The sequence below is a fragment of the Maledivibacter sp. genome (genome assembly GCA_025210375.1).
Taxonomy (GTDB): Bacteria; Bacillota; Clostridia; order Peptostreptococcales; family Caminicellaceae; genus JAOASB01.
Map to the genome: position 1 here is coordinate 105,608 of JAOASB010000023.1, position 16,664 is coordinate 122,271.

The following is a 16,664-nucleotide window of genomic DNA, read 5'->3' on the forward strand; positions in this document are numbered from 1 at the left end:
GTTTAATATTTAACTCCACCATCAAAAGTACCCTTTGTAAAGTACTTTAATATTAGAGGATAGAGTAATAACACAGGAATCATAGCAATAATAATGGTCCCTGCTTGAAGAGCATTGTAATTAAGCTGTGCAGCATCACTAAAGGCTAACAGTTTTTCTGCCCCTATCATTGATGAGGTATCATCTAATACTACAAATTGTCTCAAAACTACTTGTAGAGGCCACTTTGCAGTATCATTCAAATAAATCGATGCCCTAAAATATTCGTTCCAATGAAAAACTGTATAAAATAATCCTACAGTAGCTATCGCAGGTTTTGCTAAGGGCAGCATTATTCTAAATAGAATGGTTATATGTGAAGCTCCATCTATCTTTGCCGCTTCTATTAAAGACTCGGGTACTTCTTCAAAAAATCTCATAAGAATTATCAAATAATAAACATTTATTGCCTTATATAAAATTACTGATAGATAGCTATCTACTAATCCAAGTCTTATAATATTTAAATATTCTGGTACTAATCCCGGCTCAAAAACCATAATAACTATAAGCATACCCAATAAAAATTTTCGACCTATTAAGCCCTTCCTTGTTAATACATAGGCAGAAATACTTGTCAATAATATGTTAAGTGTCGTTGCCGTAATCGTTATAAATAAACTATTAAAGATACTCCTTAAAACCTTAGGGTTTGAAAGTAATACTTTATAGTTAATTAATGAAAAACCCTTTGGGATGATTGTCATTCCTTTGACTTCATCTATCCTTGAAGGATCTGATAAAGAAAGTGCTAAAATATTTAATATAGGAACTAGCATAGTTAAAGTAACTATAAATAATACCACCAAGACTATGGTATAGAAAACCTTTTCACTTTTCCTTTTATTCATGGCAAACCTCCTAAACTACCATATTCCTTTGCCAGTTATCTTTTTAGATATAAAATGTGTACATGATATAAGTACAATACCTATAATACCTTTAAATAGACTGGCCGCTGTGGCATATGCATATTGTCCATTAGCCAAGCCTACACGATATACATATGTATCTAATATATCTACCACACTAATAACCGAATCATTCATCATGTTATATACTTGATCGAATCCCGCATTCATAAAAAATCCTAAGTTCAATATGAATACAGTAACTATTGTTGAGCTTAGCTCTGGTAAAGTAATATAAATAGTTTGCTGCCATCTATTTGCCCCTTCTACCATTGCAGCCTCATATAATGAATAACTTATCTTAGTTATTGCAGCTAAATAGATTATAGAATCCCAACCTGCACTCCTCCACATCTCAGAAAAAACGAGTACCCATCTAATATGTTGTTTACTAGTCATATAATCTACAGGAGTTCCATTGAAAACTTCAACTATTTGACTAACAGCTCCAGTGCTTGGAGATAATAGAGAAATCCATACTCCAGCAATAACCACCCAAGATAGAAAATGGGGTAAATATATTACTGATTGAATATATTTTCTATATTTACTAGATCTAATCTCATTAATTAATAAAGACAATACTATTGGTATTGGAAAGCATATAAATATTTTCATTGTACTTATAAGTACAGTATTTTTAAGAACATTAAAGAAAGCTGGAGAATTAAATAGGGTTTTAAAATGCTTTAGTCCTACAAAAATATTATCACCAATAATTCTATAATCCTCAAATGCTAACTTCATACCAATGAGCGGGAGATAGTGAAAGACAATAAAGTACAAAATACAAGGTATTATTAATAAATACAAAACACTATCTTCCTTTAACTTGCTTATTATTCTTCTTGAATTATTCTTTCTAAGATTTGAAAGGTTTTGCATCCAGCTGTCCTCCCCTTATTTGCTAAAAACTCCTTAAAGTTTATGAAGTACCTCCTTAAGACTAGGCATCCCAGTTTGGGCTCCTAGTTTAGTGACTGATAGTCCAGCCGCTGTATTGGCAAAATGAATTGCGTTTTTTAAATCATATTGATTTGTCAAAGCATATGCTAATGCTCCATTAAAGGTATCTCCGGCTCCTGTTGTATCAATCACATCGGCTTCTATGCTATCTACTGTAACCAAATCCTTACCGTTATTGAAAACAACGCCTTTATCCCCTTGTGTAATCAATAGTTTATTGGGATATTTTTTTAGTAATTCATTAATCTCCTCATTTGTATCAAAAACTATTTCATATTCATGCTCGTTAGGAGTTATATATGATACATTTTCAATTAGTTCCTTGGATAACTTAACTGCTGGAGCAGGATTTAGTATAACAGGAATATTTTTCCCCTTGCATAAACTAGCTACATATTCTACGGTTTCAATAGGTATCTCTAGTTGTAATATGACAATATCTGCTTTTATGAAAACATTTTCCATAGCTTTAATGATTTGAGGCGTCACCTCATAATTTGTACCTGGTATTACTATTATGCTATTTTCTCCTTCTTCTAGAGTAATAACTGCGGTTCCAGTAGATACATCAGCAATTTTCCTTATATAATCTACATTAACTCCTTCATTTTTTAAGGAAGTATATAAGTAATCACCATTACTATCCTTTCCGATGCATCCTACCATATAGGTCTCTATTCCTAGTCGTGATGCAGCCACAGCCTGATTTGCACCCTTGCCACCGGGTACTATGAAGAAATCTTCTCCAAGTACTGTTTCTCCAGGCAATGGCCTTTTGTTTGTTATTGCTACCAAATCGGCATTTATACTCCCTACAACAACTATTTTTGATTTCATTTATCTCACCTTCCTTATCTATACTTCTTAAGCTTTAATAAGTATGGTAATCATACAATTTATTGGGGTATTAATATTTTCATAAGGGGTGCATGCTGCTGTGCCCCATATACATCTCTATCTCCAATGGTTCCCGATGATATGTCTCTATTGAATGTGATCTTTATTCCTAATGCTTGATCAAAGAAAACTAAGCTTATTGAATTAGTCTCCAGGATATTATAGAGGCTGGCAATCCTTTCTTTTGTCAGCACACCTGACTTTTTAACTTTTTCATACTTACTTTTTTCATCAAATAACACATCAAGGGTGATGCTAAAAGGCCCAGAGTTTTTACTTCTTATAACCTTAGCCAACTCATATAATGTTTCCATTTCTAGCCTCCTAAGTATTCAATCTCAAATAATTCTAATCCATTTTTTACTTTGATTAAATGATACACTGAAAATTCATAAACTGCACCAAACTCAACATCACTAGGCGCAAAGGGAAATGCCAAGTTACCCGCCGTGGATTTTCTTCCCCCATAGGGATAATGTAACAGTGTAGACCGAAGGGCCGCACATATTGTATTCGCCAATTCCTGTGTTTTTGCTAAAACCTCCATCATTAAACCAATCTCATAACCTGCAAACTTCTCCGGTTCCTTTACTCCCATCACTCCATTTTTCCCATAATTGTAGAAGTTTATTTTATAATCAGTCGTGGGAATTTCCCTAAAATATGTTTCTACCTGAACCTTTATATCTTCTTCTATATCATCTATCCTATCTATCATAAGTGGATCCCTAATACCAGCCACTACAAAGGTTCTATAGGCCACTTTTCTGGCCCCCTCTAGTTTTATATAATAGGGATCAGTGTATTCTACCTCACTACCTGAAACCTTTACCACTCCTTCTTCATACTGCTCAAAATTACATCTTGCTAGATTGAGACGTATACCCGGCCCAAGAAGTAAATATGGGTGGTCTTTCTCATAAAAAGTATGGGCTGCGACGCTTGTAGGTGAACACCTTCTTTTATTATTTAAAGGTCTTACTAAAAAATCGTTTTCCCTTAGGACACCCAGAATACAATCTTTCGTTGTCCCAGGCTCTGCACATAAAGCTCCACATTCCAGTATCTTCCCTAGATGATATGCTAGGGCAGGCTTAAAACCATTATATATTCCAACTGCGGCAAAGGGTGCGGGATCATATGCTCTACCACATACAATTATCTTTACTCCTTTCCTAAGGACTTCTAAAATTGGTTCTACTCCCATTTGCCCTACTATTCCATTTGTTTGATCAACTATTTTTTCTGTCAATTCATGAACATTTTCTAGGGGCATAACTTCATTATTTTTTATTCCATATTTTACCCTATCCTTAGGTATATCCGCCCAAATTACTGCAATTTCTTCATTGATCTTGTTTTTAAATAAAATTTCTTTAATAATCTCCATAGTCCAATCTACATGGGGCTTTCCTCCCGCTCCACCCGCTGAACCTATTATCACAGGTATATCATTCTTCACTCCATAGGTAAGCATTGGTTCTAAATCCTTCTTAACTGCCATTCTACTAACTATACCTATTCCTGCTCCTAGCTTATGTGGCCCAGCATCGGTTGAACCTGCATCCACAACTATGGCATGTGGCTTATATTTTATTCCTTCAAGGAAAGATTCCATCGGATATCCATATCCTAAAATTCCACATGGAGATAATATTCTACATTCCAACAATATAATCAACCCCAAATCTAACTATCTATATCTAAATCCATTTTCATATTTCTAACCGTTTCTTTAACCTTCTTCAAATGGAAGCTCATCGTAGCCTGTGCCTTTTCGATATCTCTTTCCTTCAATGCTTTCAAGATATCCATATGCTCATTGATAAGCTGTTCTCTACGCTCTCCACTTCTTAAGGTCTTATTTGCTAAATCGTGGATCATATCATAATACACATACATAAAGTTGGTCAAAATAGTATTCTTAGTAAGGGATGCAATTTTTTGATGAAAGGCTTGATCCGATACCAAACTAAAATCATCTGGATTCTGAACTAAAGTTTTTTCAATTTCTTCTAATTCTTCATCTGTACTCCTTCTGATTACTAGCTCAACAATCTTAATCTCTAAAGGTTCCCTCATTTCTAGTAAATCTAGGTAAGACGCTTTTTGAAATGATTCTAAAATAGATCCTTGAAAATCCTTTTTCTCGAAAAATTCCCTTATGTAAGTCCCATCTTTAGGTTTTCTACTCACATACCCTTTACTTTGAAGAATAGTCAGAGCTTCCCTGAGTATACCCCTACTTATGCCCAACTGTTTTGAAAACTCTGTTTCCGAGGGCAATTTATCCCCAGGCTTCAATTTCCCCCGTTCTATCAAGCCCAAAATTTGACTAACTACTTTATCTGATAATCTCTCAGACCGCACTTTTTTAAAAGCCATATCACTCACCTCATGGTTAAATGGTTTAATTGTTTAACAATATAACTAATTAAAGATTACCACATTATTCTATATTTAACAAGGTATTTTTGGTAATTATGCCAAATAAGTTTTTATCTATGTCATAACAGGTAAATACCCCAATATTTATTAGCATTGTATTTCAAGGTAAAAAATAAGAAGCTGTTCTCATATGATACTGAGTACAGCTTCTTGATTTTGCAATTTGTTCTCTATAACTAATCAAATTTAAACTTTGCCAAAGCTTCCGCAAGGGCAGTATTCATAGGCTCACTATTCTCTTTTTTCTGCTTATTGATATACTTTCTTACATCCTGCTTAGAGGCTTTATTACTCTGGGCCTTTTTTCTTTTATTGAAAGAAGAAAGCTTTTCCCTATAACCACACTTACACGCAAATATCCTTCCCTCTCCTTCCCCACGAAGCTCTAGCTTTTTATGACAATTAGGGCACCTTGCATTGGTTATCTTAGATATGCTCTTTCTATATCCGCATTCTCTATCTTGACAAACAAGCATTTTTCCCTTCTTTCCATTCACCTCAAGCATATACTTGTTACACTGTGGGCATCTAGTTCTAGTGATATTATCATGTTTGAATTTTTCTTGACTATTTTTTATTTCGGTGACAACTACCTTTGCATAGTTCTTCATCTCACCTATGAAAGCATTTTTGTTAAGTTTACCCTTAGATATTGAGCTAAGCTTCTGCTCCCACTGGGCAGTTAATGCTGGGGATCTTAATCCTTCAGGAACCAACTCAAGGAGCTGTTTTCCCTTAGATGTAATAAATATATCCTTGCCCTTTTTCTCAATTAAAAAACTGTTATAAAGCTTTTCTATAATATCGGCCCTTGTAGCTACCGTTCCAAGGCCTCCAGTTTCCTCTATTGTCTTTATTAAATTTTTATTATCATTACCCATATACTTTATTGGATTTTCCATAGCTGATAATAAACTTCCCTCATTAAAAGGTGATGGTGGTTTTGTTTCTCCACTAGTTTGAGATACTTTAGATATATTTAAGGTATCTCCCTTTTTTACATTAGGTAGTGTTTGATCTAAAATATCATCCTTTAAGCTGTCGTCATCGAATCTATTGTCATAGATTTCCTTCCAACCCTTAGATATTATATTTTTTCCCTTTGCAATAAATATCTCATCACTAATTTTAGCTCTTATTGTAGTTTGCTCATACTCAAAGGGTGGATATAAAACCGCCAAGAAGCGTTTAACAACTAAATCATAGATTTTTCTTTCATTATTGTTTAATGAGTTCAGAATTACCGGTTGTTCAGTAGGTATAATAGCATGATGGTCTGAAACCTTGCTATTATTAACGAAGGATTTATTTGCCTTTATGGGCTTTTTCAAGACCTTGAAGGCTATTGGGGAGTATTCTCCAACCCCACAGGCTTTCACCCTATCCTTTAGTGTATCTACTATATCCGAAGTTATATATCTAGAGTCAGTTCTTGGATAGGTTAGAATCTTATGATTTTCATACAGCTTCTGCATAATAGAAAGAGTTTCCTTTGCTGAGTAACCAAATATTTTATTGGCATCCCTTTGAAGCTCTGTCAAATCATACAAATTAGGAGAATGTTTTTTCTTGTAAACCCTATCTACTTCTTGAATTGTGGAATTCTTACTTTTTATTGACATCAATATCTTATCACATCTATCCTTATCAAAGATTCTGGTGTTTTTTGTTTTGCTATCTTGCCAAATAAGCTTTATGCCATCACTAATAGCTGTAATTCCATAAAAAGCCTTAGGCTTAAATTTTCTAATTTCTTCTTCTCTTTTAGCAATCATTGCAAGGGTTGGAGTCTGTACTCTTCCACAGGAAAGCTGGGCATTATACTTACAGGTTAATGCACGGGTAGCATTGATACCTACAAACCAATCAGCCTCAGCACGGGCCACAGCCGAAGCATAAAGATTTTCATAATCCCTTCCAGGTCTCAGCTTATTGAAGCCATCTTTAATTGCTTTATCGGTAACCGATGAAATCCATAGACGTTTTATTGGCTTTTTAACCTTGGCCTTTTCTATTATCCATCTGGCAACTAGCTCTCCTTCCCTCCCGGCATCGGTGGCAATAACAATTTCACTAACATCACTTCTCTGCATTTGCTTTTTTACAGCATTAAATTGCTTCCCACTTCGCTTTATGACAACAAGCTTTGACTTAGGAGGCAGCATGGGTAAATCTTCTATTCTCCATGATTTATATTTTTCATCATATACCTCTGGATTTGCCAATGTTACTAAATGCCCTAAAGCCCAAGTAACTATATATTTATTCCCCTCTAAATAACCATTTCCCTTTTTATTACATTTCAAAACCCTAGCCAAATCCCTTCCAACGGAAGGCTTTTCAGCTAATACTAGTATTTTATTCATATAAACAATCCTCTCATAGTGATAACATACATGTTCGCAAATTGAGTTCAATTAGCGAAAGTAGACACTGAGGTCTCCTTTTGGCTCCCTTTACAAACTCGTTTTGTCCTTTTGCTATTTAGACCATAAACTGGTTTGTAGGAGGAGCGTAAAAGGATTCTCAGTGACTACTTGAGCAAGTTAATCTTTTTAAGCGAACATTTACAGCCAATAATACTACCTCTCATACTTAACTCAAGCTATTTAACTCAAAAAGAGATTTAATCTCTTCTTCACTTAATTTTGAAATCAATGTATCTCCAGGCTTCATAACCGATTCAATTAATTTCTTTTTCTTCTCTTGTAATTCATATATTTTTTCTTCAATGGTTCCCTTGGTTATTAATTTAATCACATGTACAGAATTTTTTTGCCCTATTCTATGGGCCCTGTCAGTAGCCTGCTGCTCAACGGCTGGATTCCACCAAGGATCAAAATGTATAACCGTATCTGCCCCTGTTAAATTCAATCCTGTTCCCCCAGCCTTTAAGGAAATCAGAAAGATGTCCCCTTCACCTTCATTAAATTCCCTAACTAATTTCCCCCTTTCTTTAATGTTAGTCGACCCATCAAGATATTTAAAATTGATGTTATTTTTATCAAGCATATCCTTAATAATACTTAGCATTGAAGTAAACTGTGAAAATAATAAAATTCTGTGTCCACCATTAATAGACTCATTTATTAACTCCTCCAATAAAAGAAGTTTTCCGCTTGTATCTTTATAATTCTCAATAAACATAGCTGGATGACAGCATATTTGTCTAAGTCTTGTTAAACCTGAAAGTATCTTAATATGACTTTTTTCAAAACCTTTATTGTTTATTTCTTCTTCAATTTCACCTTTTATTTTTTGTAGATATGCTAAATATATTTTCTTTTGCTCATTTGTAAGCTGGGCAATAACCCTATTCTCTATTTTTTCAGGTAATTCCTTTAATACATCCTTCTTTATTCGTCTTAATACGAAGGGTCTTATATACATGCTTAGTTCCTTTAAAGCAGTATTATCCTTTTCCTTAATAATAGGCCTTTCAAATTTCTTTATAAATTTGCCATGACTTAAAAGATAGGTTGGCATTACAAAGTCAAATATCGACCACAATTCAGTTAATGAATTTTCAATAGGTGTACCAGTAAGGGCAAAATAGCTTTCTGCCTTTATTGACTTCACGGATTTAGCATTTTGTGATTGATGATTTTTTATATGCTGAGCTTCGTCTAGTATACAAAATCTAAAGGAATTATCCTTATATAAATCTATATCCCTCCTAATAAGAGGATAGGAAGTAATAACAACATCGTAGTCACTAATATCATATATTATTTGCTCTCTTTCTTCCTTTTTACCAGCTATTATAAGGGGCCTTAATTCTGGAGTAAATTTTTCTATCTCAGCTAACCAATTATAAACTAATGAAGTAGGGGCAACTATAAGAGAAGGGGCTCTTCCCCTTTCATTCCTCTCAGAAAGTAAAAATGTAAGAACTTGTAATGTCTTTCCAAGCCCCATATCATCTGCCAAAATTCCCCCAAAACCATAGGAATTTATGGTTTTTAACCATTTAAAACCAAATTTTTGATATTCCCTTAAAACATTATCTAGTCCATATGGTATGACATAATCTATATCGCTTGGCTCTTTCACATTTTGAACTAACTCTTTAAACCTTAGATTTCTTTTAATTGAATTAATATTGGACTCTTTCAAGTGTTCGTCTATATATAGAGCTCTAAATTTTGGAATATTAATAGTATCCTTTTCAAAGTCTTTGAAGTCTAAATCAATATATTCAGCCAATCTAGATATTCCATGTAATTCCTCAATATCTAATGGCAAAAATGATCCACTCTTTAATCTATAATATTTTTTCTTCTCTTTAATCGAATTGAATACATCTTGCAATTCATTATTACCAATCCCTTCAATAGCAAAGTTGAATTCAAGCAAACTGCTATGGGAATTTAACCTAACTCCACCTGCAAAGGAACTGGATTCTTGGATTTTTATATCTTTAAAGCTTTCAGAGTAATAAACCTGTGTAATTTCTTGAAGTAATGGCAGCTTATGATACATAAAATCAAATATTTTTTCTTCATCGTCTAAATAAATATGGTTACTATTAACTTTGAATTCAGATACTTCAAAAAAGGTTAGTATTTCTTTTTCCTTGTCAATATTCCTTAGTATTATACGATTGTCTAAGGGTATATTTAACTTATCATTGAAGGCGTTTAAGCTAACATCCCCATAAACAAATTTTATCTGTGCAATAATCCTTTCATCTATGCGATCAAAGTATATCTCCGCTTTGAGCCCCGGATTGTAGATAGAATCTTCTACCTTTTCATCTATCTTTATATCCCCTAGCTTTTCAATAATAGGATATACCTCAGAAATAAATCTCTCATTATATTTTTTTGGTATTTTAATAATATTTTTTTCTTGTTTTACTAAGGCTTCATAAAAAGGCTTCATATTTTTTCTCTGATATTCTTCTACTCTATAAATTATTCCATTAGAAAAAACATATTCTCCATCCCTATCAAGGGGAATTAACGTTTTTCCAAACTCCATAACTAATCTCAGATCATCATTTTCTTTTGTTAGAAAAAATTCAATTGGTAAAGGTTTATTGACCACTTCTATATTATTATAGCTAATATCATTAATAACAGCATTAAATGGTTTGTACTTAATCATTTCAAAGAACTTTTTAATGGTTCTCTGGGGGAGATGTGCCTTTTTACCACTTAATAGGCTGGGATTTTTATAATAATAAGATAGTTCACTTAAGGCCTCCTCATTATCATAAAGCTCCATTAATAAATCTATTATAGGCTTATCCTCATCTTTAAAACTATGTATCCTAGGATCAAATGTAAATTCCTTTCCAAAATATAATTCTTCTTTATCTAAGATGCTTTTAATAAGCTTTTTTATGCTTTTAACAACATAAAGTCTATTCTCACCAATTCGCAAGCTCAAATAAGTATCATTCCAGGTTCCATATCTACTCATAATATACTCATAGTTTATTTCAAGGTTTACAGGGATTTTTCTATCAATCTCTTGATAGTTAAAAAAGTCTAATATATCCTTAACGGTTTCTTCTTCCTTAAGATAATCGTATTCCTTCTTAGCTTCCCTCTTTTTTATTTCAAACAGCACTGCTGCAATATGCTTACAATACCCCCAATGTTCTTCATAGGCAGGGCAATTACAAATAGCATCGCAGAAGTGTCCTGCTTCATCAAATTCTACTCTTACATCATAGGGCTGCCTTCCCAACACCCTGGCAGAAAAGGTATGAATATTTTTATCAAATCCTACTATATTTGCTCTACCCGACAAAAAGTATCTTTCGCCCTTCATAAAAGTAATTTGATTTGAAATAATATCTAAAATCTCTTCCCTTGTTATATGAAACATAATGCACCTCATCATAGTTTATTATCTTGAGCAAACTGCATAATTACCTTCTGTGAAAATCATCTATTATATATGGTTTTAAAATTTCCAAAGCCATAACCCATGCATTATTTAATTTAGCCAAGTTATAATTATACAATTCCCTCATCTTCAATGAATTCTTAAAAGTCCCTATAATTATATCATTTTTGTTTATTCATATAGAGGAAATATATAGAACAAAATACAAAAGATTTATTAGCCCATTGATCCATCATTTATAGAGAGTTTAGGGTAAATCTTAATTTATACATCTTAAAATATCCGATGTTTCTGGGGATTTTTGATATTTATAAATTAAAGTTTTGACTGGAATCTCTATAATAAAATCAATATTCTGACATTATAACTTCATTTATTATGTTATAATTACTACGACTACAAAATAAATACATACTTGAGGAGATTGCATAACTCTTACTTGGCTAGGCCTAATATGGGAATATCATCCTTAATTTGAACATTTAAGATATAACATATTTGGTGGTATAGCTTTGAAGGTTCTTGAACTATATATAGTAAATAGTTTTTATAGAAGGTAATTATGCAATTTGCTCACTTGTCTAAGGATAGTAACTGAGGAGGTAAAAGTATGATTAAAACTAATAAGGAAAAACTAGTTATCCAATCCGTACAAGGAAAAATCCATCACCCTTTAGGAAAGAATTATCGAGTTTCCTATGAAGGAGAACCTAGGGTACTACCCGCTACCGGTGGCATAACCTATAATGTCCATGTGGGTGATCCTGCCTTTGGATGGGAATGTGACCATGTTGAACCTAGTGTTTCAATACGAAATGAAACCAAGGCTGAAAACGATGCAATGATGAATCTCGCATGCCCTGGTAACTTTGCAAAGGTAGTATCGGGAGATGCTAAAGGAGCGACTGGATATGTATTAGGTGGACATGGAGGTATTGAGCATACCATTATAGAGTTTAGTGAGCAGGATATGGAGAAAATGGCAGTTGACGATAGAATTCTTATAAAAACCCACGGACAAGGTCTTAAGTTGGTTGATTATCCTGAAATAACAATGACAGGCATTGATCCCAATGTTTTTTCAAGAATTCCCATTACAGAAAAAAATGGTAAGCTGCAATTCCCAGTAGTCTGCAAGATACCGGCTGTACTAATGGGATCTGGTATTGGTAGTATGAACAGTCACTCTGGTGACTATGATATAATGACCCAGGACAAGGCTTTAATAAAGGATTTAGGTATAGATAAGCTAAGATTTGGTGATTTCGTTTTACTAGAAGATTGTGACAATACCTTTGGTAGAGGATATCTTAAGGGTTCGGTAACCATCGGTGTCATCATACATAGTGATTGTATAAAAGCTGGTCATGGCCCAGGTGTAGCAACCTTTATATCTTGTAAAAAAACATTAATTGAAGCCATGATTGATAATACTGCTAATATAAAAAATTATATAAAATAACCGGGCAATATAGCTCGGTTGTTTTATATTAAGTAAACAATTTGAATCCCATGTCTTTGCAAATATTCTTAAAATTTAAAAAATTGTTTATCAAAGTATTTTCCTATGTTATAATTATTGTATATCGTCATTCTTGTGTACAATCTATATTGTTTATAATTATAACCATATAATATATAAAGTGAGGCATAGGAATATGGATAAACTTTTAATAAATACATCGGATAAAAATTCCATTGAGTATCTAAAAAATTATCTTAAAGACTTTATCAAACCAAATCAAAAAATCAACATTGTGTGTATTGGTACCGATAGAATTATTCCCGATAGTTTAGGTCCTATGATAGGAACCATACTATCGGAAAATATAATATTAGATAATATAAAGGTAGTTGGTACACTACAATCTCCTCTACATGCTTTAAATTTTAAAAAAAGAATTAAAAAGGAACTACAAAAAGATACTCTCGTTATAGCTATTGATGCTAATAAAGGCAATAAAATTGGTGAAATACAAATAATTAATAGACCTATTTCCCCCGGCAAAGGTTTTTTAAAAAATTTACCTTCGATCGGTGATGTATCCATAGTTGGCACAACATGGGAAAGACAAGAGGACATTGATATATACGATCATAAAATACGGCTAGGGGATATATACAAAATGTCTAAAATAATATCTTTATCAATAATCTTAGCCATTGACGAGTTGAAATATGACACTGATAAAGACCTTGTATCCTATAATATGAGTTTATAAAAACCCTTGATTCCCTTTCAGTATGAATCAAAGGTTTTTTTATATATCATTTCTGAGAAAGTTTTTGATATCTAACTTTAGCTTAAAGTTCTTTTAAAGAAAGTTCAGCTAAACGCTTATTGATATCTGCCTTGAGAACTAGCTTTAGAATATATCTCATGATATCATCCTTATTCGTATTTTTATTAGGATTCATATTTTCTTCAAAATTAATTTCAGCTTCTTTAAGAACCTCATCTTGCACCTCAAGAAATATTTTATATATCTCTTCTGTAGGATTAGTTCCCATCTCAATGGTTCCGTCTTCATACTGATTAATGCCTTTAGCCCACTGCTCTTTTTGAATTCTAAATAGTTCACCTACCTCAGCGATAGAAAGTATATTTTTCAGATGATAGATCATAATAAGTTCCATAATTTGATTTTTATTATATTTTTTTTTCACGGGTTTATCTATAACCTTTGCTTTAACATAATTATTTATCATGGTTTTAGTCAATATTTTTTCATCTTCATAAATCTTTAATTTCTCAAATGCTGCATCTATATATCCCGTTAACTGATCCATATATAGATCTATATTGGGAATATCTTTGATTTCTATTTTACTATGGGATAAAAGATTCTCACATTTTTTCATAAAATCACTCCATTATATTCATTCAAAACGTCATATGCCATCATATAGTATCATATACTAGATTTTAAAGTAATTCAAATTATTTATTTGACTTTTATGAATTTAAGCTGTATGATATTGGTATTATATAATGTAGTATTGAAAACTACATGTGGAGGTGTATTTATGAAAGTTGAAATTCGAGAACCAATTAACTCTATTTCTCATTTGTTAGGCATAATATTATCCGCAATAGGTTTAGTCATGCTGCTGATAAATTCACTGCCTACTCATGACTTTACAAAGGTCTCAGCATCTATTATCTTTTGTCTAGGCTTAATAGGCTTATACTCTGCTTCTACAATATATCATTGGTGTATTGCTTCAGATACAACCTTAAATATATTAAGAAAACTTGATCATATCATGATTTATGTCTTAATAGCTGCTTCCTATACCCCAATATGCCTTATTACCCTAAAGGGCTTACTGGGCTATGTACTTCTAAGTATAGTCTGGTCACTGGCACTCTTGGGAATTGTTCTTAAGATCCTATGGTTAAATGCCCCAAGATGGCTGTACACTAGCTTTTACCTTGTATTGGGTTGGGCCGCTATATTTGTTATTTATCCCCTATACAGACTTTTACCAAGCATGGGCTTTGTGCTATTGCTTTCTGGTGGAATATCTTATTCCATAGGGGCGGTTATTTATGGTACAAAATCTGAAAATATTAAAATATGGAAATTTGGCTTTCACGAAATTTTTCATATTTTTATTCTTCTTGGAAGCTTTATGCATTATCTTATGATTTATAACTACATAATAACTTAAATGACATATATTTTATGATATCCTTAAATCTTTTTCATCATTAATATGTAAAATATAAAAAAAGACAAGGGAAAAATCAAATGATTTTTCCTTTGCCTTTTTTTATATAACTAGCTGAGTAAATTGCATAATCACCTTCTATAGAAAATATCTACTTTGGGGTGAATCCTAATTTATACATATCAAGACTTCCTAGAAACATGGGATATTTTGCTATATATAAATTCTATTCAACAAAAGTACAGGCTTATATGCTGAAGCATCTCTCATATCATCTATTGAAAACTCATAAGTGGTATTATTGTTAACTTCACTCTTTACTTCAACCTCTTCACCCTCAACAGTAATGCCAACTACTACACCATTCTCTACATCGATTGCAGTATCATATCCATTGATTTTGTATACCGTATACTCATATGTAACTTCTTCTGCATGTCCTTTTTTTGTTTTTTTATCAGTAGCTAATGCATATGCCTCATTTTCATTCATTCCCAAAGTAATACCATTTAAAGATACTTCATCTATTTTTTCGCTTCCATAATTTACTTTAAGACTTATCTTTTCAACCGCCGTTTCTCCATAGTCAAAGTGATATAAAAGCTGGTGATTATCAAACTTATATGACATATATGGTTTGCACTCACCGTGATCAACATATTCACCTTCAGTATACTCTTCTGCAATGACTATTTCTTTAGTTTCTCCTAAAAGATACAATGCTGAGTCGTAGCACTTATTTTGTTGAATCTTGAAATTTTCAGAATATTCCCTAGTTACGGCCATAACATGGGAAACATTCCCTTCATGGCTAACATAGGCTTGGAGTGCAAGGGGGATGGTTTTACCAGTAGAACCTACCTTATAACTATCAAATATATACTCTATAAAGGGTATCTCTGTTTCAGCAAAGTCTCTAACCTTCTTTGTTCCAGCTCCTAACAATTTCTCAAGCTCCGATACTTTCATCCCTGGTTTTATTCCATTAATTCCTTCATTAAAAATTATTCCATATACCTTTTCTTCATTGTCATCTAAAAATAATATATGATTATCATACTTTATTCTAGAATAGCTCTCATAAACGTACTCTCCTTGCTGCGGTTCACTTTCCTTGGATGGTCCATATAAAGCTTCTACATCACTTCCTGCTTTTCCAAGCATCAATAATATATCATCTAGGTTAACTTTCTGATTATTATTTGGAGCTTGCACTTGTGTGTTTGAATCAGGTTCACTAGGTTGTTCATTAGGCACTTCCTTAGATGCTTTATTCGTTGCTTCATTTGGTTTTTGCGAACACCCAACTACCATAATGGACATTAATACAATAATTAATAATATACTCAAATATTTTTTCATCTTAATCCTCCTGTTCAATTTTTTATAGTGTTATTTTTTATCAATAATCTCAACTGGTAGAAGTACATTGGTTTTCCAAGTATATTTTCCTTCTAAAAGGTAAATATCTTCTATACTGCTAACACAAACATGGGGATATACTATTTTTGTGTTAGCAGGCTAGTTAGTACAGCCCACAGTTGATAATACTAATACTATTATCAGTACAAATAAAATAAACTTTTTCATAAGTCTTCCTTTAATCTTTTCATGGCATAGTGATTACAGATTATTGTACCACATATTTAGTTGTACAATCTCAAATCTAACCAATCGGTTAGATTTGAACTATATGATTCCAAATAACTTAGTTGTTTTTTACTATTCAACTCATTTTTTCTTCTATATTGTATTTATGACATAGCTAAGTCAAGAAATAACTTCCTTAAATATATAAATTTTTTCTATAATTTAACATCTTTTTCATATCAATAGACTAAATTTATAGTAAATAGATTACCCACTGTA

General features: G+C 32.6%; 13 protein-coding genes. 3 read left to right on the top strand and 10 right to left on the bottom strand.

Features of this window, described 5'->3' with window-relative positions:
* Window positions 1–2 precede the first annotated feature (2 nt).
* The 8 genes from N4A68_08165 to N4A68_08200 all read right to left on the bottom strand — a co-directional run bounded on the left by N4A68_08165 (window position 3) and on the right by N4A68_08200 (window position 11,099).
* Window positions 3–890 carry a carbohydrate ABC transporter permease gene (locus tag N4A68_08165; protein ID MCT4564284.1) on the bottom strand — a complete coding sequence of 296 codons (888 nt, stop codon included), beginning with the start codon at window positions 888–890 and terminating at the stop codon, window positions 3–5.
* A gap of 15 nt (window positions 891–905) precedes the next feature.
* Window positions 906–1,835, bottom strand: coding sequence for an ABC transporter permease subunit (locus N4A68_08170; protein ID MCT4564285.1), 930 nt, complete (start codon window positions 1,833–1,835; stop codon window positions 906–908).
* A 33-nt stretch (window positions 1,836–1,868) separates the two neighbouring features.
* Window positions 1,869–2,753 (bottom strand): ribokinase, encoded by an 885-nt coding sequence (gene rbsK, locus N4A68_08175; protein ID MCT4564286.1) that lies wholly within the window; start codon window positions 2,751–2,753, stop codon window positions 1,869–1,871.
* Window positions 2,754–2,812: 59 nt separating this feature from the next.
* Complete coding sequence (locus tag N4A68_08180; GenBank protein MCT4564287.1) at window positions 2,813–3,127, bottom strand: DUF4387 domain-containing protein; 315 nt, start codon at window positions 3,125–3,127, stop codon at window positions 2,813–2,815.
* A gap of 2 nt (window positions 3,128–3,129) precedes the next feature.
* Window positions 3,130–4,485 (bottom strand): DUF1446 domain-containing protein, encoded by a 1,356-nt coding sequence (locus tag N4A68_08185; protein ID MCT4564288.1) that lies wholly within the window; start codon window positions 4,483–4,485, stop codon window positions 3,130–3,132.
* Window positions 4,486–4,502: 17 nt separating this feature from the next.
* Entirely contained in the window at window positions 4,503–5,198 is a 696-nt protein-coding gene (locus tag N4A68_08190; GenBank protein ID MCT4564289.1) for a FadR family transcriptional regulator, read from the bottom strand.
* A 239-nt stretch (window positions 5,199–5,437) separates the two neighbouring features.
* On the bottom strand, window positions 5,438–7,627 hold the full coding sequence (locus N4A68_08195) for a DNA topoisomerase III (GenBank protein ID MCT4564290.1): 2,190 nt from the start codon (window positions 7,625–7,627) through the stop codon (window positions 5,438–5,440).
* Between the two features lie 229 nt (window positions 7,628–7,856).
* The gene (locus N4A68_08200; GenBank protein MCT4564291.1) at window positions 7,857–11,099 is read right to left on the bottom strand and encodes a DEAD/DEAH box helicase; all 3,243 of its coding nucleotides are present in this window, start codon (window positions 11,097–11,099) and stop codon (window positions 7,857–7,859) included.
* Between the two features lie 631 nt (window positions 11,100–11,730).
* Here N4A68_08200 and N4A68_08205 point away from each other — a divergent pair.
* The gene (locus tag N4A68_08205; GenBank protein ID MCT4564292.1) at window positions 11,731–12,582 is read left to right on the top strand and encodes a DUF4438 domain-containing protein; all 852 of its coding nucleotides are present in this window, start codon (window positions 11,731–11,733) and stop codon (window positions 12,580–12,582) included.
* Between the two features lie 196 nt (window positions 12,583–12,778).
* A complete protein-coding gene (gene yyaC, locus N4A68_08210; protein ID MCT4564293.1) occupies window positions 12,779–13,342 on the top strand; it encodes a spore protease YyaC in 564 nt (187 codons plus the stop codon).
* 82 nt (window positions 13,343–13,424) lie between these two features.
* Here yyaC and N4A68_08215 read toward each other — a convergent pair whose 3' ends face one another.
* A complete protein-coding gene (locus N4A68_08215) occupies window positions 13,425–13,982 on the bottom strand; it encodes a DUF1836 domain-containing protein (GenBank protein MCT4564294.1) in 558 nt (185 codons plus the stop codon).
* A gap of 165 nt (window positions 13,983–14,147) precedes the next feature.
* On the opposite strand from N4A68_08215, the gene N4A68_08220 reads away from it, so the two are divergent.
* A complete protein-coding gene (locus N4A68_08220; protein ID MCT4564295.1) occupies window positions 14,148–14,795 on the top strand; it encodes a hemolysin III family protein in 648 nt (215 codons plus the stop codon).
* A 213-nt stretch (window positions 14,796–15,008) separates the two neighbouring features.
* Here N4A68_08220 and N4A68_08225 read toward each other — a convergent pair whose 3' ends face one another.
* Entirely contained in the window at window positions 15,009–16,157 is a 1,149-nt protein-coding gene (locus N4A68_08225) for a hypothetical protein (protein MCT4564296.1), read from the bottom strand.
* Window positions 16,158–16,664: the final 507 nt, after the last annotated feature.

Bases quoted from the DNA above. Each gene is read 5' to 3' on its own strand.
- N4A68_08180 (MCT4564287.1), bottom strand. From the start codon at position 3,127: ATGGAAACATTATATGAGTTGGCTAAGGTTATAAGAAGTAAAAACTCT.
- N4A68_08195 (MCT4564290.1), bottom strand. From the start codon at position 7,627: ATGAATAAAATACTAGTATTAGCTGAAAAGCCTTCCGTTGGAAGGGAT.
- N4A68_08190 (MCT4564289.1), bottom strand. From the start codon at position 5,198: ATGGCTTTTAAAAAAGTGCGGTCTGAGAGATTATCAGATAAAGTAGTT.
- yyaC (MCT4564293.1), top strand. From the start codon at position 12,779: ATGGATAAACTTTTAATAAATACATCGGATAAAAATTCCATTGAGTAT.
- N4A68_08165 (MCT4564284.1), bottom strand. From the start codon at position 890: ATGAATAAAAGGAAAAGTGAAAAGGTTTTCTATACCATAGTCTTGGTG.
- N4A68_08225 (MCT4564296.1), bottom strand. From the start codon at position 16,157: ATGAAAAAATATTTGAGTATATTATTAATTATTGTATTAATGTCCATT.
- N4A68_08220 (MCT4564295.1), top strand. From the start codon at position 14,148: ATGAAAGTTGAAATTCGAGAACCAATTAACTCTATTTCTCATTTGTTA.
- N4A68_08170 (MCT4564285.1), bottom strand. From the start codon at position 1,835: ATGCAAAACCTTTCAAATCTTAGAAAGAATAATTCAAGAAGAATAATA.
- N4A68_08200 (MCT4564291.1), bottom strand. From the start codon at position 11,099: ATGTTTCATATAACAAGGGAAGAGATTTTAGATATTATTTCAAATCAA.
- N4A68_08215 (MCT4564294.1), bottom strand. From the start codon at position 13,982: ATGAAAAAATGTGAGAATCTTTTATCCCATAGTAAAATAGAAATCAAA.
- rbsK (MCT4564286.1), bottom strand. From the start codon at position 2,753: ATGAAATCAAAAATAGTTGTTGTAGGGAGTATAAATGCCGATTTGGTA.
- N4A68_08205 (MCT4564292.1), top strand. From the start codon at position 11,731: ATGATTAAAACTAATAAGGAAAAACTAGTTATCCAATCCGTACAAGGA.